Raw genomic sequence first — 17,555 nt, 5'->3', positions numbered from 1 at the left:
AGTAGGCTGCTGACTCGAGGCATGAACGCTTCGGACGGCCGGGAAGATTTGCCCCACCTGCCGCATGGGATTATTGAGGAGCTCGCATGACCCAACAAAACGCCTTTACTCGGGAAGACCTGCTGCGCTGCAGTCGCGGCGAGCTGTTCGGCCCAGGTAACGCACAACTGCCCGCCCCGAACATGCTGATGGTGGATCGCATCACCCATATCAGCGCCGAGGGTGGCAAGTACGGCAAGGGTGAATTGGTCGCCGAGCTGGATATCACTCCGGACCTGTGGTTTTTCGCCTGCCACTTTGAAGGTGACCCGGTGATGCCAGGCTGCCTGGGCCTCGATGCCATGTGGCAACTGGTCGGCTTCTTCCTGGGCTGGCAAGGTCTGCCGGGCCGCGGCCGTGCGCTGGGTTCGGGCGAAGTGAAATTCTTCGGCCAGGTCCTGCCGACCGCCAAAAAAGTTACGTACAACATTCAGATCAAACGCGTGTTGAAAGGCAAGCTGAACCTGGCCATCGCCGATGGTTCGGTCAGTGTCGACGGCCGCGAGATCTACACCGCCGAAGGCCTTCGGGTCGGCGTTTTCACCTCCACTGAAAACTTCTAAGGGTTATCCGCATGCGCCGCGTCGTTATCACTGGTCTGGGCATCGTTTCGTGCCTGGGCAATGACAAAGAGACCGTCTCCGCTAACCTGCGTGCAAGTCGCCCGGGCATCCGGTTCAACCCGGAATATGCCGAAATGGGTCTGCGTAGCCAGGTTTCCGGCTCCATTGACCTTCCCCTCGAAGAGCTGATCGATCGCAAGATCTATCGCTTCGTCGGCCACGCGGCGGCTTATGCCTACCTGGCCATGAAAGATGCCATCGCCGACTCCGGTCTGACCGATGATCAAGTCTCCAACCCGCGTACCGGCCTGATCGCCGGCTCCGGTGGCGCCTCCACGCTCAACCAGATGGAAGCGCTGGACATCCTGCGCGAGAAAGGCGTGAAGCGCGTTGGCCCGTACCGCGTAACGCGGACCATGGGCAGCACCGTTTCCGCCTGCCTGGCCACGCCGTTCCAGATCAAGGGTGTGAACTACTCGATCTCCTCTGCCTGCGCCACCAGTGCTCACTGCATCGGTACCGCGGTCGAGCAGATCCAGCTGGGCAAGCAGGACATCGTGTTTGCCGGCGGCGGCGAAGAAGAACACTGGAGCCAGTCGTTCCTGTTCGACGCCATGGGCGCCCTGTCCACCCAGTACAACGAAACCCCGGAAAAGGCCTCCCGCGCCTACGACGCCAAGCGTGACGGTTTCGTCATCGCCGGCGGTGGCGGCATGGTGGTGGTCGAAGAGCTGGAACACGCTCTGGCCCGCGGTGCAAAAATCTACGCGGAAATCGTTGGCTACGGCGCGACGTCCGACGGCTACGACATGGTCGCTCCAAGCGGCGAAGGCGCCATCCGCTGCATGCAGATGGCCATGTCCACCGTGGATACCCCGATCGACTACCTGAACACCCACGGCACTTCGACTCCGGTCGGCGACGCCAAGGAAATGGAAGGGGTTCGCGCGGTATTCGGTGACAAGGCTCCGGCCATCAGCTCCACCAAGAGCCTGTCCGGTCACTCCCTGGGCGCCGCCGGCGTTCACGAAGCGATCTACTGCCTGCTGATGATGGAAGGCAATTTCATTGCCGGCTCCGCTAACATCGACGAGCTGGACCCGGCTGTTGCGGACATGCCGATCCTGACCAAGACGCGCGAAAACGCTACCCTCAACACGGTGATGAGCAACAGCTTCGGCTTCGGTGGCACCAACGCTACCCTGGTCCTGAAGCGCTGGCAGGGTAAGTAAAACCCCGCCGCTTCGCTGCACACAAAAACGCCCCGACTGGTTCGGGGCGTTTTTTTTTGCCTGAAAAAAGACGCATGGCACAACACAACGAACGGGCCTGAAACATGAAGCTTTTGTCATATGACTCAACGCCCTGCGACCGAATGTCGCGTATTACGCGGGCTGCAGGACTATTGCAGAATCGGCAATGATTCATTGCCAAACCCAGGCGTTTACTTAGCAAGCTATTCAAACCTATAACAGAGTCCTGCACACGCCTGGGTGCAGGTAACTGAGATTGGAGCCAGCAGATGACTGTGAAAGTAACTGAACGCGACGATTCACATATGTCCCACGAAGGCGTAGCTGCCGGTATCCGGATTTGGGATGTGCATCAGCAAGACATGCTGGTCGGGATGTTCCATTCTGAAACCGACGCACACAACTACAAAGCCGAATTGGAAACGCTGGAGCAGAAGCGTGAGCGGCTTACCGCCTAGGCGCAGAGTTCGAAGCAACTACAGCATTGAAAACGACAAACCCCGCCAATAGCGGGGTTTGTCGTTATCGCTGTCTTTAAAGGCTTACCACATCAGATCGTCCGGGATCTGGAAAGCTGCGTACGGATCGTCTTCAGCGGCCACTTCTGCTGCCGTTTCCGCCGTCTGCACATTCAGTTGCACGATACGCTGCGGATCGCGCTCCTGAATCTTCAGGGCCGCCTCACGGGGGATCACCTCGTAACCGCCGGCATGGTGCACGATCCCCAGCGAACCGTTGCTGAGCTTGTTGCGCATCAGCGTGTTGACCGAGAGGCGCTTGACCTTCTTGTCGTCAACGAAGTTGTAGTAGTCCTCGGTGGTCAGCTTCGGCAGGCGCGAGACTTCGATCAATTGCTTGATCTGCGCGCTACGGGCCTTGGCCTCGGCCTTCTCCTGCTGCTGGCGGTTCAGCTCCTGGTCACGTTTGATCTTCTCGGCCAACGCTTCCTGCGCCAGACGCTGCTGGGTGTCGTCCTGCTCGATCTGGCCTTTATGGACCAGACGTTGCTGCTTCTGCTTCTCTTTGCCGACCTGTTTGGCCTGCTTCTGGTTGACCAGCCCTGCCTTTAGCAACTGGTCACGAAGGGAAATACTCATCGTGCTTGGTTCTCGCTTGGTTCTCGCTTGGGCCACTGCTCAACCGCAGCTGGGCAAATTCTTTTCCTGACGTTTGGCTTCGCCCCACAGGGCGTCCAACTCTTCGAGGGTGCAATCTTCTATGGGACGGTGGGTGTCGCGCAATGCCTGTTCGATAAAACGGAAGCGTCTTTCAAATTTGCTGTTAGCGCCGCGCAGTGCGGTTTCTGGATCAACCTTCAAATGCCGCGCCAGATTGACCACGGAAAACAGCAGGTCCCCGACTTCATCGGCAATCGCTGCCGAGTCGTTGTCCGCCATGGCTTCAAGCACTTCATCGAGCTCTTCACGCACCTTGTCGAGCACCGGCAAGGCATCCGGCCAGTCAAAACCAACCTGCCCTGCGCGCTTCTGCAACTTCGCCGAACGGGACAATGCCGGCAGCGCAGCGGGTACGTCGTCGAGCAACGACAATTGTTCCGGCGCCGCGGATTTCTCGGCGCGCTCTTCAGCCTTGATCTCTTCCCAGCGCTGTTTGACCTGCTCTTCACTCAAGCGCGGAACCTCCAGCGGCGCGTACAGATCGCCGGTGGGGAAGACATGCGGATGACGCCGGATCAGTTTGCGGGTGATGCTGTCGATGACGCCGGCAAACTCGAAGCGCCCTTCTTCGCGGGCCAATTGGCTGTAATAAACCACCTGGAACAGCAAATCGCCCAACTCACCCTGCAGGTGATCGAAATCGCCGCGCTCGATCGCATCGGCGACTTCGTAGGCTTCCTCGAGGGTGTGCGGGACGATGCTGGCGTAGGTTTGCTTGATGTCCCACGGGCAACCGAACTGCGGGTCGCGCAAGCGATTCATCAGGTGCAGCAAATCTTCAAGTGAATACATCGATCAGTCTCTACAAGAACCTGTGGGAGCCGGGCTTGCCCGCGATGGCATCAACTCGGTCATCTGATGAACCGAGGTGATGCCATCGCGGGCAAGCCAGCTCCCACATTGGATCGGCGCGGTCATCAAGGCGTACGGTTACGCCGGGTTTCGATGATGTTCGGCAACTGGGAAATCCGCCCCAGCAACCGACCCAATGCATCCAGCCCCGGAATCTCGATGGTCAGGGACATCAACGCCGTGTTGTCCTCCTTGTTCGAGCGGGTGTTGACCGCCAGCACGTTGATCCGCTCGTTGAGCAGCACTTGCGAGACGTCACGCAGCAAACCGGAACGGTCGTAGGCGCGGATGATGATGTCCACCGGATAGGTGAGCACCGGCACCGGGCCCCAGCTGACCTGGATGATGCGCTCGGGCTCGCGTCCGCCCAGTTGCAGCACCGAGGCGCAGTCCTGACGGTGAATGCTCACGCCACGGCCCTGGGTGATGTAACCAACGATCGCATCGCCCGGCAATGGCTGGCAGCAGCCGGCCATCTGCGTCATCAGGTTGCCGACGCCCTGGATCTGAATGTCGCCGCGCTTGCCCGGTTTGTAGCCGGTGGCCTTGCGCGGAATCAGTTCCAGCTGCTCGTTGCCACGTTCCGGCTCGACCAGTTGCTGCGCCAGGTTCACCAGTTGCGCCAGGCGCAAATCACCGGCACCCAACGCGGCGTACATGTCCTCGGCGGTTTTCATGTTGGCCTTGTCGGCCAGCTTGTCGAAGTCCACCGCTGGCAGACCGAGGCGAGTGAGTTCGCGTTCGAGCAAGGTTTTACCGGCGGCGACGTTCTGGTCGCGAGCCTGCAATTTGAACCAGTGGACGATCTTCGCCCGCGCCCGCGACGTGGTGATGTAACCCAGGTTCGAGTTCAACCAGTCGCGGCTCGGGGTGCCGTGCTTGCTGGTGATGATCTCGACCTGTTCACCGGTTTGCAGGCTGTAGTTGAGCGGAACGATGCGCCCGTTGATCTTCGCCCCACGGCAGTTGTGGCCGATTTCGGTGTGCACGCGGTAAGCGAAGTCCAGCGGCGTCGAGCCTTTCGGCAAGTCAATGGCGTGGCCGTCCGGCGTGAAGATATAGACCCGGTCCGGCTCGATATCGACCCGCAATTGTTCTGCCAGTCCGCCGATATCGCCCAGCTCTTCGTGCCACTCGAGGACCTGACGCAGCCAGGAAATTTTCTCTTCGTAGTGGTTGGAGCCGGATTTGACGTCGGTACCCTTGTAGCGCCAGTGCGCGCAAACGCCCAGTTCGGCTTCTTCGTGCATTGAATGGGTGCGAATCTGCACTTCCAGCACCTTGCCCTCAGGCCCGATCACCGCAGTGTGCAGCGAGCGGTAGCCGTTCTCTTTAGGGTTGGCGATGTAGTCGTCAAATTCTTTCGGGATGTGCCGCCACAAGGTGTGGACGATACCGAGCGCGGTGTAGCAGTCGCGCATTTCCGGCACCAGCACGCGAACGGCGCGCACGTCGTAGATCTGGCTGAACTCCAGGCCCTTGCGCTGCATTTTGCGCCAGATCGAATAGATGTGTTTGGCCCGGCCGCTGATGTCGGCATCGACGCCGGTGGCCTGCAATTCATTCTTGAGCTGGCCCATCACGTCGGCGATGAAACGCTCGCGGTCCAGGCGTCGCTCGTGGAGCAACTTGGCGATCTGTTTGTATTGATCGGGCTCGAGGTAACGGAAGGACAGGTCCTCCAGCTCCCACTTGATATGACCGATGCCGAGCCGGTGGGCGAGCGGCGCATAGATGTCGAAGACTTCCCGGGCGACCCGGTTGCGCTTCTCGTCGTCGGCAGTTTTCACCGCACGGATCGCGCAGGTGCGTTCGGCCAGTTTGATCAGCGCGACGCGTACGTCGTCGACCATGGCCACGAGCATTTTGCGCAGGTTTTCAACCTGGCCCTGAGTGCCCAGCACCAGGGATTGACGCGGGCTCAGGCTGGCGCTGATCGCCGCCATGCGCAACACGCCGTCGATGAGTTTGGCGACCACCGGACCGAACCGCTGGCTCACCGCCGGCAATTCGATCTGACCTTCGCGCACGCCGCGGTACAGCACCGCCGCGACCAGCGAATCCTGATCGAGTTTGAGGTCGGCGAGAATCTCGGCGATCTCAAGGCCCGTGCGGAAACTCGAGGTGCCTTCGGACCACAGGTTTTTCGCCGCATTGGCTTGTTGTTCGGACACACGAGCGAACTCGCACGCTTCCTTCAAGGCTTCGCGATCCAGTGCCAGATCGACACTGACCGCATGATCGAGCCAGGCCTCGAGGTTGATACTGCCGTCGGTGTTGATCGGCTGGTGTGCTCTCACCTGTACCATCTTGCTTACCTTCCCTACGACGCAGATTCAATGCGTCAAATCGCTGACCTTCATTGCCGGTAAGCATTCGCGGGGCCAGGACGAATGCTGCACGGGCAGGTCAGTCGGACCAGACGAGCCTTCCTAGCTCGCTTCAAATAACGCCATGGCCTCGACATGTGCCGTCTGAGGAAACATATCGAGAATCCCGGCACGTTTTAACCGGTAGCCCTGCTTGACCAATTCAACGGTGTCGCGCGCCAGCGTTGCCGGGTTGCACGACACATACACCAACCGTTGCGCGCCCAGTGCCTTGAGCTTGCGCACCACCTCGAAAGCACCGTCACGCGGTGGGTCCAAGAGTACCGCAGAAAAGCCTTCACGCGCCCATTCGGCATCGGTCAACGGCTGGGATAAATCGGCCTGAAAAAACTTGGTGTTATGCAAATTGTTGCTGGCAGCATTCGCGGCGGCACGCTCGACCATCGTCTGCACACCTTCGACCGCCACCACTTCACGAACGGCTTTGGCCAGCGGCAAGGCAAAGTTGCCCAAGCCACAGAATAGATCGAGAACGCGCTCATCGGAGGCTGGCTTCAACCAGTCCAGCGCCTGGGCGACCATCGCTTCATTCACCCCCGCGTTGACCTGGATGAAATCTCCCGGCCGATAGGCCAGGTTCAAGTCCCATTGTTCGAGACGGTAGCCCAGCGACTGATCGGCTTCGACCGGCTGCGGTTCACCGTCGCCATGCAGCCACAACTGCGCTTTATGGAACGCGCAAAAATCTTTAAGGATCGTCAGATCGGATTCGGACAGTGGCGCCATATGCCGCAACAAAACCGCCAGCGACGAACCACTGAACAATTCCACATGCCCCAGCGCCTGAGGCTTGCTCAAGCGCCGCAACATTTCCGGCAAGCGCGTCATGATCGGCTGCAAGGGCTGTACCAGCACCGGGCATTCGTTGATCGCGACGATGTCCTGGCTGCCTGCCGCACGGAAACCGACGTCGAGTCTTTTCGCTTTCATGTCCCAGCGCACGGCGACGCGGGCGCGGCGACGGTAAGCGAACTCCGGACCACTCAACGGCGCCGCCCACTCTTCGGGTTCGACACCGGCGACCTTCGACAGTTGCTCGGCGAGCATGCGCTGTTTCAGGGCGAGCTGTCCGGTGTGAGGCAAATGCTGAACACTGCAACCACCACAGCGACCGGCATGCGGGCACGGTGCCGGACGCCGCAGTGCGCTAGCCTGGAACACTCGCTCGGCGCGTGCTTCGACCACTTTGCCGTGGGCACCGAGGACGCGCGCCTCGACTTCTTCGCCGGCCAACGCGCCGAGGACAAACCAGGTGCGACCTTCAAAGAACGCGATACCGCGACCGTCATTCGCCAGGCGCTCGATGCTCAAGCGCTGCTTTTTACCGGTGGGAATTTGCGGGGCCTTGCTGCCGCCGGTGGGCTGGAAGCGCAGGCCTCTCTCTTGCTTGGCCATCAGTTGGGCGCGTCGAAAATGCCGGTCGACAGATAACGGTCGCCACGGTCGCAGATGATCGCGACGATCACCGCGTTTTCAACTTCCTGGGACAGGCGCAGCATCGCTGCCACGGCACCGCCGGAGGACACGCCGCAGAAGATGCCTTCTTCGCGGGCCAGACGACGGGTCACGTCCTCGGCTTCGCTTTGCGCCATATCGACGATGCGGTCCACGCGATCGGCCTGGTAAATCTTCGGCAGGTATTCCTGCGGCCAGCGACGGATGCCCGGAATCGCCGAGCCTTCCATCGGTTGCAGGCCGACGATCTGCACGTTGTCGCTCTGCTCTTTCAAGTAGCGCGACACGCCCATGATGGTGCCGGTAGTGCCCATCGAACTGACGAAATGGGTGATGGTGCCCTCGGTCTGGCGCCAGATTTCCGGGCCGGTGGTGGTGTAGTGCGCTTGCGGGTTATCGCCATTGGCGAACTGGTCCAGCACCTTGCCACGGCCTTCGGCTTCCATTCGCTGAGCGAGGTCGCGCGCGCCTTCCATACCTTCTTCCTGGGTCACCAGAATCAGCTCGGCGCCATACGCGGTCATCGCAGCTTTGCGCTCGGCACTGGAGTTGTCCGGCATGATCAGGATCATCTTGTAACCCTTGATCGCGGCAGCCATCGCCAGGGCGATCCCGGTATTGCCCGAGGTCGCTTCGATCAGCGTATCGCCGGCGTGGATCTGGCCGCGCAACTCGGCACGGGTAATCATCGACAGCGCCGGACGGTCCTTGACCGAACCCGCTGGGTTGTTCCCCTCGAGCTTGAGCAAAAGGGTATTGCTGGTGGCGCCGGGCAGGCGCTGCAAACGAACCAGCGGAGTGTTGCCGACGCAATCGGCGATGGTTGGGTACTGCAAGGTCATGGCGTATTCGCAATCCAGACTGCGGGGGCGCCTATCATACCGGCAAACGTTCACGGGCCATATCACGCAAAGTGTGGTGCTTATGGCTTCTGGGAATAAGCAACCCATTCAGTATTCGTCCGATTGGGCAGCGTTCAGTGCATAGAACTCATGCAGCTTGGCCTGCAGCAATTGTTTGTCCGGTAACTGGACCTGGTATTCAGCAATCAATGCTGGCGACAGACTGCGGTTCAGCGCGTACTCGACCACCTCGTCCTCCTTACTGGCGCAGAGCAATACGCCAATGGCCGGGTTTTCGTGAGGTTTGCGTTCATTGCGATCCAACGCTTCCAGATAGAAATTCAGCTTGCCCAGATATTCTGGTTCAAAACGACCGACTTTGAGTTCAATGGCCACCAGGCAGTTGAGCCCACGATGGAAGAACAACAGGTCAAGGGCGAAATCCCGCCCGCCGACTTGTAGAGGGTATTGCGAACCGACAAAGGTGAAGTCGCGGCCAAGTTCGATCAAAAACTCCTTGAGACGCGCCAGTAAGCCCTGATGCAAATCCGTTTCGGCATGGGCACCGGGCAGGTCGAGGAATTCGATCATGTAGGCATCACGGAAGATATCGAGTGCCGAGGGGTGATTCTGTTTCAGTACCGCGGAGACTTTTGCCGGCTGCGTCACGCTGCGCTCGAACAGGGCGGCCTTGAACTGTCGCTCTAATTCACGCGTCGACCACTTTTCCTGGACGGCCAAACGCAGATAGAACTCGCGCTCTTGCGGGAGCTTACTTTGCGTCAGAATGAGCAGGTTATGGGTCCAAGGTAATTGTGTCAGCAGTGCTGACACTTTTTCATTGCCTTGGTAAGCCTCGTAAAATTGGCGCATACGGAACAGATTACGTCGAGTAAAGCCACGTAACCCTGGCTGTGTCCGGGCCAGATGCTCGGCTAGCTGACTAACCACTGCATCGCCCCATTCAGCCAGCTCGATCTTGCGACTGATATAACTACCAACCTGCCAGTACAGCTCGATCAGCTGTGTATTCACTGCCTGTATCGCCTGTTGCCTGGCACCGTGAATCAGTGCAAGCACTTCGTTGAAGCGGTCGTCGGTTGTATTGCCGGGAACGTAAGGTGCAGTCATTCCGAACTCCTTGAATATGAGTGAAAGCCTGAGCTTAAACGGTCAAGGCAGCTGCAAATTACCGGTGATACCCTTTGGGAAATGTCGTACAGAAACTCCGGAACGCTCCGGCAAAAGTCAGAATGATGGTGGTTTAAGAGGCCTCTTCGCGAGCAGGCTCGCTCCTACAGGGGGTCCGGGGTGGTCACGAAGTGTGCGGTCGGCACACATCCACTGTGGGAGCGAGCCTGCTCGCGAAGACGTCATCACTGACGCCATCGACATCGGCCACCAACCGCAGATTCAGCCGCAATCCCGAACCCGTGTTTTCAGCCCAAAGCCGCCCGCCCTGGCGCTGCACCGCATTCCTCGCAATGCTCAACCCCAATCCGAACCCGCCGTTGCCCGGGCGCGAACCGTCGAGCCTAATGAACGGTGAGAAGATCCGCTCCAGATCTTCTTCAGCCACCCCGCCGCCCTCATCTTCCAGCCACAGATGCCAGTAACCACCATCGCGCCGACCATCGAGGCGCACAACGCCGCCCCTCGGTGAATGACGAATGGCATTGCGCAGGATGTTTTCCAGCGCTTGAGCCAATGTATTGAGATTCCCGCGTACCCAGCAGGATGAGTCGAGCAGACATTGCAACTGGTCTGACGGACAGCAACTTTCATAGCAGGCATTTTCCGTGAGCATTTCCCACAGTGCCTGTATCTGGATCGCTTCGTCGGGCAGCGGCGAGCGTTCGGTGTCGAGCCACGCCAGTTGCAGGGTGTCTTCGACCAGGCGCTGCATGCCGTCGACTTCACGACCAATGCGCTCGCGCAACTGCGCCAGGCGTTGTTCGCCCTCGCTGGCCACGCGCAACCGACTCAGCGGCGTGCGCAATTCATGGGAGAGGTCACGCAACAATTGCTGTTGCAGGGCCACCGTGCTTTGCAGACGTTCGGACATGTGGTCGAACGCTCGGCCAAGCTCACCCAATTCGTCGGTACGGTTGGTCGTGCGCCGCGACAGGCGCACGCCCAACTGGTCGGCACGCCAGGCGTTGGCCTGCTCGCGCAGTTGATTGAGGGGAACCACCAGCAATCGATACAACCCGACACACAGCAGCAAGGTAAACAGCCCGGGGATGACGCCGTTGGTGATCACGCGCCAGAACATTTGATAGCGTCCCGGCATGAAGCGCTGCGGCAACTCGATGACCAGGCTGCCAACGGACGAATCGCCGGGAAACGGTATGCGCAACCAGGGAAGACGTTTTTTGTGAATAGGCCAATCGAGGCCTCGCAGGAATGTCAGGCGCTGGATTTCCGGATCCGTCAGCGGTTGGCTGCTCAAAGATTGCAAATCTGCACCAATGACGCCGGCCCAACCCGCTTCGCGCTGGCGCATTTGCGCTAGCCAGCCATCGACACCGGCATTCTGGCGCTGCTGCCACGCCTGCTCGGCGTCGGCGGCGTATCCCGCCAAAGTGCCGCGGGCCTCATCCGACAGGAACTGATTGCGCTCCTCCATGTAGCGGCCCCACGACCAACTCAGCCAGATCATCAGCAGACAGAACGCCACCAGCAAACAAGCGAGTTTCCAGAACAGCGAATGCCTGCCCGGCATGTCAGAGCACTTCATGGCCGGCACTCAAGACATAGCCCTTGCCCCACACCGTACGCACTTCCCGCTCGGTGTAGCCGATGGCCTTGAGCTTGCGACGGATCTGACTGATGTGCATGTCGAGGCTGCGGTCGTGGGCGGCGTAACCGCGTTGCAGGACGTGCTGATAAAGGAAGGCTTTGCTCAATACTTCATCGCCGTTGCGATTCAACGTGTCCAGCAGCCGAAATTCGCTGCGGGTCAGGCCGGCGGCGTGGGCGCCGTAGAACACCTCGCATTGCTCATCGTCGAAACGCAGGTTGTCCGCCGACAACACCACTGGCTCCACTGCCGGACGACGATCCAACGCTACCCGCCGCAGGATCGCTTCGATGCGCACGCGCAACTCCGCCATGCTGAAGGGTTTGGGCAGGTAATCATCGGCACCGAGGCGAAAACCGCTGATGCGATCCGCCTCGGCCCCCAGCGCCGACATCAGCACCACCGGGGTGGAATGGCTCTGGCGCAACTGGGTCAGCACGTTCAAACCGTTCATGCCCGGCAGCAGGATGTCCATCAGCACTACATCAAATGCCTGCGCGCGCGCGATCGCCAGGCCGTCCTGTCCGTTCTGGCACCAGGTCACCTGGAAGCCGCTGCGGCCCAACTGCTCGTGCACATAGGCGCCCAGCACCAGGTCGTCTTCGATGGAAAGGATTCGGGGATGGCCAATAGAGATGGGAGTCATGAGTATCTGCAAATAATTCTCAGTTGCCGATTATTCAAGATTGCGGCGTCAGGGGCAACCCAAGGCTTGCCACCACCCCGACGAATGACGACATCAATTTACGAAGATTGCCCGCATGCAAATCGCTACACTGCCCCGGTGGCGCGTGTCGGATGTACGCGCAGGTTCCTAAATGGCTGGATGCAGGAGAGAGGCGTGCTCAAGAAACTCGGGATTAAAGGCCGCGTGCTGTTGTTGACCTTGCTTCCGACCAGCCTGATGGCGCTGGTGCTGGGCGGCTATTTTACCTGGATGCAGCAATCCGACCTGCAAACCCAACTCATGCAGCGCGGCGAAATGATCGCCGAACAGCTCGCGCCCCTCGTCGCCTCGGCCCTGGGGCACAAGGACACCGAGCTGCTGGAACGTATCGCTACCCAATCCCTGGAAACCCCCGACGTGCGCGCGGTGACGTTCCTCGCCCCGGAACGCACGCTGCTCGCCCACGCTGGCCCGACCATGCTCAATCCGGCGCCACTGGGCAACGGTTCGCAGATGCTGCGGCGCAGTGGCAACGATGCGACGCGGTATCTGCTGCCGGTGTTCGGCAAGCACCGCAATCTGGCCGGCGACCTGATTCCCGAAGAAGCCGAACGCTTGCTGGGCTGGGTCGAAGTCGAACTGTCCCACAACGGCATGTTGCTGCGCGGCTATCGCAGCCTGTTTGCCAGCCTGCTGCTGATCGGCGCCGGTCTGGCCGGCGCGGCGCTCCTCGCGTTGCGCATGGGCCGCACGATCAATCGGCCGCTGAGCCAGATCAAGCAAGCCGTGGCACAACTCAAGGACGGTCATCTGGAAACCCGCCTGCCACCGCTGGGCAGTCAAGAGCTGGATGACCTGGCGTCGGGCATCAACCGCATGGCCGGCACCCTGCAAAATGCTCAGGAAGAATTGCAGCACAGCATCGATCAGGCCACCGAAGACGTGCGCCAGAATCTGGAAACCATCGAAATCCAGAACATCGAGCTGGACCTGGCGCGCAAGGAAGCCCTGGAAGCGAGCCGGATCAAATCCGAATTCCTCGCCAACATGAGCCACGAAATCCGCACGCCGCTCAACGGCATTCTCGGTTTCACCCACCTGCTGCAAAAAAGCGAGCTGACCCCGCGCCAGCTCGACTACTTGGGCACCATCGAAAAATCCGCCGACAGCCTGCTGGGGATCATCAACGAGATCCTCGACTTCTCGAAAATCGAGGCCGGCAAACTGGTACTCGATCATATTCCGTTCAACCTGCGCGACCTGCTTCAGGACACGCTGACCATCCTCGCCCCCGCCGCTCACGCCAAACAGCTGGAACTGGTGAGCCTGGTGTACCGCGACACGCCGCTGTCGCTGGTGGGCGATCCGTTGCGACTCAAGCAGATCCTCACCAACCTGGTGAGCAACGCCATCAAGTTCACTCGCGAAGGCACGATCGTCGCCCGGGCCATGCTCGAAGAAGAACACGAAGACAGCGTGCAACTGCGCATCAGCATTCAGGACACCGGCATCGGCCTGTCGAACGAGGACGTGCGCGCACTGTTCCAGGCTTTCAGTCAGGCCGACAATTCGCTGTCGAGGCAACCCGGCGGCACCGGTTTGGGGTTGGTGATTTCCAAACGCCTGATCGAACAGATGGGCGGCGAGATCGGCGTTGACAGCACGCCGGGGGAAGGTTCGGAATTCTGGATCAGCCTGAGCCTGCCGAAGACCCGCGACGATGCCGAAGATTTGCCAAGCGCGCCGCTGCTCGGACGCCGGGTTGCGGTGCTGGAAAATCACGAACTGGCCCGTCAGGCGTTGCAGCATCAACTGGAAGACTGCGGCCTGGACGTCACGCCGTTCAATACCCTGGAAAGCCTGACCAATGGCGTGACCGGTGCGCACCAGACCGATCAGGCCATCGACCTCGCCGTGCTCGGCATCACCAGCAACGACATGCCGCCGGAACGCCTCAACCAGCACATCTGGGACCTTGAGCACCTCGGCTGCAAAGTGCTGGTGCTGTGCCCGACGACCGAACAGACGCTGTTCCACCTCTCGGTGCCCAACCCCCACAGTCAGTTGCAGGCCAAGCCGGCGTGCACCCGCAAGCTGCGCCGGGCCTTGTCCGATCTGGTCAATCCGCGCCAGCAACGCAGCGATCCCGGCGAACCGGTGTCCAGTCGTGCGCCGAAGGTGCTGTGTGTCGACGACAACCCGGCCAATCTGCTGCTGGTGCAAACCCTGCTCGAAGACCTCGGCGCGAAAGTGCTCGCCGTCGAGAGCGGTTACGCCGCGGTCAAAGCGGTGCAGACCGAAACGTTTGACCTGGTGCTGATGGACGTGCAGATGCCGGGCATGGACGGACGCCAGAGCACCGAAACCATTCGCCAGTGGGAAAGTGAACGGCATTGCACACCGCTGCCGATCGTGGCCCTCACCGCCCACGCCATGGCCAACGAAAAACGCGCGCTACTGCAAAGCGGCATGGATGACTACCTGACCAAACCGATCAGCGAACGGCAACTGGCCCAGGTTGTGTTGAAGTGGACCGGCCTGGCCTTGCGCAATCAAGGGCCGGAGCGTTCCGGCGACAGCCACGGCAGCAACCATGAGCTGCAGGTGCTGGATCACGAAGAAGGTTTGCGTCTGGCTGCAGGCAAGGCGGATCTGGCAGCGGACATGCTGGCGATGTTGCTGGCGTCGCTGGAGGCCGACCGCGAAGCGATCCGCGTGGCCCGGGAAACCAACGACCACAATGCGCTGATCGAACGAGTGCACCGCCTGCATGGCGCCACCCGTTATTGCGGTGTGCCGCAACTGCGCGCAGCCTGCCAGCGCAGCGAAACCCTGCTCAAGCAGCAAGACCCAAAGGCACCCGGCGCGCTGGAAGACCTCGACCTGGCGATCGATCGACTGGCGGCGCATGCGCGTATTAATGCTTGATGCAACGCAATGAGTTTGGCTGCCACGGGCGTAAGCTCACCCAGCTCACCCAGCTCCCACAGGCTCGCGGTGATGCAGACGTTTTCGGCATACCGCGTGAATTTTCCAGGAGGACCGCATGCGCACGATTCTTTTCAGCAGCCAGACCTACGACCGCGACAGTTTCCTCGACGCTGACCTTCCCGCCGGTATCGAGTTGCAGTTTCAATCGGCGCGACTGAGCCTGGACACGGCGGCACTGGCCGAGCACCACGAAGTGGTCTGCGCGTTCATCAATGATGACCTCAGCGCCCCGGTGCTCGAATGTCTGGCGGCGGGCGGCACGCGCCTGATCGCTCTGCGTTCCGCCGGCTATAACCACGTCGACCTCGCGGTTGCCAAGCGTCTCGGTTTGTCCATCGTGCGGGTTCCGGCCTATTCGCCCCATGCGGTGGCCGAACACGCGGTGGCGCTGATCCTCGCACTCAACCGGCGCCTGCACCGTGCCTACAACCGCACCCGTGAAGGGGATTTCAGCCTCCACGGGCTGACCGGCTTCGACCTCGTGGGCAAGACCGTCGGAATCGTTGGCACCGGGCAGATCGGCGCGACGTTCGCGAAAATCATGAGCGGTTTCGGCTGCCAGCTCCTGGCCTGCGACCCCTTCCCCAACCCGCAGGTCGAGGCCCTCGGCGCTCGTTATCTGAGTTTGCCGCAGCTGCTGGCCGAATCGCAGATCATCAGCCTGCACTGCCCGCTAAACGGGCAGAGCAAGCATCTGATCAACCGCGAATCCCTCGCGCACCTGCAACCCGGCGCCATGTTGATCAACACCGGACGTGGCGGTCTGGTGGACACGCCAGCGTTGATCGACGCGTTAAAGGACGGCCAACTGGGCTATCTGGGACTGGATGTGTATGAGGAAGAAGCACAGTTGTTCTTCGAGGACCGTTCCGACCTGCCGCTGCAGGATGATGTGCTGGCGCGGCTGCTGACCTTTCCGAACGTGATCATAACCGCCCACCAGGCCTTCCTGACCCGCGAAGCCCTGGGCGCGATTGCCGCGACAACGTTGCAGAACATTGCCGCCTGGGCGGCAGGACAGATACAGAATCAGGTCGACGCTGGCTGAACCGGATCGAAGGTCACTTCCCTGCACGGTGCGGCGCTGATGTCCGTGCTAGCATGCCGCGCATATTTGGAGGACCCATGGTCGAACACGATTTCCGCTATAGCCTGATGAACCCGCAGCACACCCTCACCGAATGCCGCGCCCTCGTGCCGGGGCGTTATCAAGTCACCGGCAACGGTGGCTCGATTCGTAACCATGACGTGCTGGTCGTGACCCTCAAGGGCGCCAAAGACCTGTCTATGCGCCTGACCGTGGAAACGGTTCGTCACTTGATCAACCCGCCGGGCCAATGGGTCGCGGTAGCGAGCGGCCCGGTGTTCGGCGAACTGGCGATTCACACCTGGAAAGTCAACTGCGACAGCTGCGCCAAAGAGCTGAGCTTCGAGTTCGCAGTGGACTCCAAGTTGGGTAACAAGGCCGAAAAACCTGCCGCCACCGCGCGGATTGCCGAGCTGGGCTGGAAGTCCGTCGCCGAGAAACACCTGTGCCCGACTTGCCAGGAGCCTGCGTGATGAAACGCCTCGCTCTGACCGCGATGGTCGGCGCCAGCCTGCTGGGCTGCGCTGCCGAGCCAGTGCAACTGCAACAAAACCGCAGCTACATTCTGGAATGGATTGGCGAGCGGCCGTTGATGGATTACAGCCACCTGACCGTTACCCTCGGTGAAGATGGCCGGGCTTACGGCAATGGTGGCTGCAACCACTGGTTCGCGCCGTACACCCTCGACGGCGACAAACTGAGTTTCGGCAAGGTTGGCAGCACACGCAAATTGTGTGCGCCGGCCGTGATGGAACAGGAAAAGCGTTTTCTCCAGGCCCTTGAAAATGTGCAGCGCTGGGATGTTTCGCCGATCGAGCAAATGCGTTTCTGGCCGGCTGAAGGCAAGCCGTTGCGTTGGTGGCTTGAAGAAGGTTAGAACGCGCGCAGCCTGTGTAGCAGGTGGCGAAGCCTGCGTTCGGCGCGGGCTTCGCCAGATGCGACGGGTTTACGGCTTCAATTCTTAGCCTGCAGCGCTTCAAGCCTGGCCATCACCCCCGCCGCTGTCTGTTCCCCCATCAACTGCTCCCGCACCTTGCCCTTGTTATCGATGATGTACGTCACCGGCAACGCCTCGCTGCGTGGCAATTCGAAAAGCTCCGCCGGGTCCGCCGCCAGCACAGTGAACTTGATCCCCAGTTTTTCGCTGGCGCTTTTCAGTTCTTCGCCCTGCACATTGTCGAAGTTGACCCCAAACACGCCGATCTTCTTGTCCTTCAACTGCTCCGCCAGCCGGTTCAATTCCGGGATCTCGGTCCGGCACGGGCCACACCATTCGGCCCAGTAATTGAGCACCAGCCATTGTTTGTCCAGACGTTTGGCGTCGACTTTATGGCCGTTCTGATCGATGCCGTAGTCGTTGCCGCAGCCCCCCAGCATCAACGTCCCGAAGATCGCCAATGCCGCTGCCAGTCGCCTTGTCATGTCATATTCCTTG

16 protein-coding genes are annotated in these 17,555 nt (G+C 60.4%); 7 read left to right on the top strand and 9 right to left on the bottom strand.

Annotated features, from left to right (window positions below; all coding sequences use genetic code 11):
- Positions 1-86 precede the first annotated feature (86 nt).
- The 3 genes from fabA (at position 87) to ACYZT4_RS00945 (ending at position 2,313) form a co-directional block, all read left to right on the top strand.
- Positions 87-602 carry a 3-hydroxyacyl-[acyl-carrier-protein] dehydratase FabA gene (gene fabA, locus ACYZT4_RS00955; protein ID WP_140667384.1) on the top strand — a complete coding sequence of 172 codons (516 nt, stop codon included), beginning with the start codon at positions 87-89 and terminating at the stop codon, positions 600-602.
- A gap of 11 nt (positions 603-613) precedes the next feature.
- Entirely contained in the window at positions 614-1,834 is a 1,221-nt protein-coding gene (gene fabB, locus ACYZT4_RS00950; RefSeq protein WP_461984533.1) for a beta-ketoacyl-ACP synthase I, read from the top strand.
- A 290-nt stretch (positions 1,835-2,124) separates the two neighbouring features.
- Positions 2,125-2,313 (top strand): hypothetical protein, encoded by a 189-nt coding sequence (locus ACYZT4_RS00945; RefSeq protein WP_461984531.1) that lies wholly within the window; start codon positions 2,125-2,127, stop codon positions 2,311-2,313.
- Between the two features lie 84 nt (positions 2,314-2,397).
- Here ACYZT4_RS00945 and ACYZT4_RS00940 read toward each other — a convergent pair whose 3' ends face one another.
- The 8 genes from ACYZT4_RS00940 to ACYZT4_RS00905 all read right to left on the bottom strand — a co-directional run bounded on the left by ACYZT4_RS00940 (position 2,398) and on the right by ACYZT4_RS00905 (position 12,021).
- Positions 2,398-2,952, bottom strand: a complete 555-nt coding sequence (locus ACYZT4_RS00940) for a DUF2058 domain-containing protein (RefSeq protein WP_461984530.1) — start codon at positions 2,950-2,952, stop codon at positions 2,398-2,400.
- A 39-nt stretch (positions 2,953-2,991) separates the two neighbouring features.
- A complete protein-coding gene (gene mazG, locus ACYZT4_RS00935) occupies positions 2,992-3,825 on the bottom strand; it encodes a nucleoside triphosphate pyrophosphohydrolase (RefSeq protein WP_461984528.1) in 834 nt (277 codons plus the stop codon).
- Positions 3,826-3,950: 125 nt separating this feature from the next.
- The gene (gene relA / locus ACYZT4_RS00930; RefSeq protein ID WP_461984526.1) at positions 3,951-6,194 is read right to left on the bottom strand and encodes a GTP diphosphokinase; all 2,244 of its coding nucleotides are present in this window, start codon (positions 6,192-6,194) and stop codon (positions 3,951-3,953) included.
- Positions 6,195-6,317: 123 nt separating this feature from the next.
- Complete coding sequence (rlmD, locus tag ACYZT4_RS00925) at positions 6,318-7,670, bottom strand: 23S rRNA (uracil(1939)-C(5))-methyltransferase RlmD (RefSeq protein ID WP_461984524.1); 1,353 nt, start codon at positions 7,668-7,670, stop codon at positions 6,318-6,320.
- Complete coding sequence (cysM, locus tag ACYZT4_RS00920; RefSeq protein ID WP_461984522.1) at positions 7,670-8,572, bottom strand: cysteine synthase CysM; 903 nt, start codon at positions 8,570-8,572, stop codon at positions 7,670-7,672. Before cysM ends, rlmD begins: the two co-directional genes overlap by 1 nt.
- A 108-nt stretch (positions 8,573-8,680) precedes the next feature.
- A complete protein-coding gene (locus ACYZT4_RS00915; protein WP_461984520.1) occupies positions 8,681-9,703 on the bottom strand; it encodes a PDDEXK nuclease domain-containing protein in 1,023 nt (340 codons plus the stop codon).
- Between the two features lie 184 nt (positions 9,704-9,887).
- Positions 9,888-11,312 (bottom strand): histidine kinase sensor domain-containing protein, encoded by a 1,425-nt coding sequence (locus tag ACYZT4_RS00910; RefSeq protein ID WP_461984518.1) that lies wholly within the window; start codon positions 11,310-11,312, stop codon positions 9,888-9,890.
- Entirely contained in the window at positions 11,299-12,021 is a 723-nt protein-coding gene (locus ACYZT4_RS00905) for a response regulator transcription factor (protein WP_461984517.1), read from the bottom strand. The genes ACYZT4_RS00910 and ACYZT4_RS00905 overlap by 14 nt, the downstream gene beginning before the upstream one ends.
- A gap of 195 nt (positions 12,022-12,216) precedes the next feature.
- On the opposite strand from ACYZT4_RS00905, the gene ACYZT4_RS00900 reads away from it, so the two are divergent.
- The 4 genes from ACYZT4_RS00900 (at position 12,217) to ACYZT4_RS00885 (ending at position 16,997) form a co-directional block, all read left to right on the top strand.
- Entirely contained in the window at positions 12,217-14,970 is a 2,754-nt protein-coding gene (locus tag ACYZT4_RS00900) for a response regulator (RefSeq protein WP_461984516.1), read from the top strand.
- Between the two features lie 118 nt (positions 14,971-15,088).
- A complete protein-coding gene (locus tag ACYZT4_RS00895; RefSeq protein ID WP_461984514.1) occupies positions 15,089-16,081 on the top strand; it encodes a 2-hydroxyacid dehydrogenase in 993 nt (330 codons plus the stop codon).
- Between the two features lie 77 nt (positions 16,082-16,158).
- Entirely contained in the window at positions 16,159-16,593 is a 435-nt protein-coding gene (locus ACYZT4_RS00890) for a hypothetical protein (protein WP_461984513.1), read from the top strand.
- The gene (locus tag ACYZT4_RS00885; protein WP_461984512.1) at positions 16,593-16,997 is read left to right on the top strand and encodes an META domain-containing protein; all 405 of its coding nucleotides are present in this window, start codon (positions 16,593-16,595) and stop codon (positions 16,995-16,997) included. Before ACYZT4_RS00890 ends, ACYZT4_RS00885 begins: the two co-directional genes overlap by 1 nt.
- A 77-nt stretch (positions 16,998-17,074) precedes the next feature.
- On the opposite strand, the gene ACYZT4_RS00880 is transcribed toward ACYZT4_RS00885, so the two are convergent.
- Entirely contained in the window at positions 17,075-17,542 is a 468-nt protein-coding gene (locus tag ACYZT4_RS00880; RefSeq protein ID WP_461984511.1) for a TlpA disulfide reductase family protein, read from the bottom strand.
- Between the last annotated feature and the right edge of the window lie 13 nt (positions 17,543-17,555).

This window comes from Pseudomonas sp. GB2N2, from assembly GCF_054897705.1.
This window is presented reverse-complemented; position numbering and strand designations above follow the sequence as displayed.

Bases quoted from the DNA above. Each gene is read 5' to 3' on its own strand.
- fabA (WP_140667384.1), top strand. From the start codon at position 87: ATGACCCAACAAAACGCCTTTACTCGGGAAGACCTGCTGCGCTGCAGT.
- fabB (WP_461984533.1), top strand. From the start codon at position 614: ATGCGCCGCGTCGTTATCACTGGTCTGGGCATCGTTTCGTGCCTGGGC.
- ACYZT4_RS00945 (WP_461984531.1), top strand. From the start codon at position 2,125: ATGACTGTGAAAGTAACTGAACGCGACGATTCACATATGTCCCACGAA.
- ACYZT4_RS00940 (WP_461984530.1), bottom strand. From the start codon at position 2,952: ATGAGTATTTCCCTTCGTGACCAGTTGCTAAAGGCAGGGCTGGTCAAC.
- mazG (WP_461984528.1), bottom strand. From the start codon at position 3,825: ATGTATTCACTTGAAGATTTGCTGCACCTGATGAATCGCTTGCGCGAC.
- relA (WP_461984526.1), bottom strand. From the start codon at position 6,194: ATGGTACAGGTGAGAGCACACCAGCCGATCAACACCGACGGCAGTATC.
- rlmD (WP_461984524.1), bottom strand. From the start codon at position 7,670: ATGGCCAAGCAAGAGAGAGGCCTGCGCTTCCAGCCCACCGGCGGCAGC.
- cysM (WP_461984522.1), bottom strand. From the start codon at position 8,572: ATGACCTTGCAGTACCCAACCATCGCCGATTGCGTCGGCAACACTCCG.
- ACYZT4_RS00915 (WP_461984520.1), bottom strand. From the start codon at position 9,703: ATGACTGCACCTTACGTTCCCGGCAATACAACCGACGACCGCTTCAAC.
- ACYZT4_RS00910 (WP_461984518.1), bottom strand. From the start codon at position 11,312: ATGAAGTGCTCTGACATGCCGGGCAGGCATTCGCTGTTCTGGAAACTC.
- ACYZT4_RS00905 (WP_461984517.1), bottom strand. From the start codon at position 12,021: ATGACTCCCATCTCTATTGGCCATCCCCGAATCCTTTCCATCGAAGAC.
- ACYZT4_RS00895 (WP_461984514.1), top strand. From the start codon at position 15,089: ATGCGCACGATTCTTTTCAGCAGCCAGACCTACGACCGCGACAGTTTC.
- ACYZT4_RS00890 (WP_461984513.1), top strand. From the start codon at position 16,159: ATGGTCGAACACGATTTCCGCTATAGCCTGATGAACCCGCAGCACACC.
- ACYZT4_RS00885 (WP_461984512.1), top strand. From the start codon at position 16,593: ATGAAACGCCTCGCTCTGACCGCGATGGTCGGCGCCAGCCTGCTGGGC.
- ACYZT4_RS00880 (WP_461984511.1), bottom strand. From the start codon at position 17,542: ATGACAAGGCGACTGGCAGCGGCATTGGCGATCTTCGGGACGTTGATG.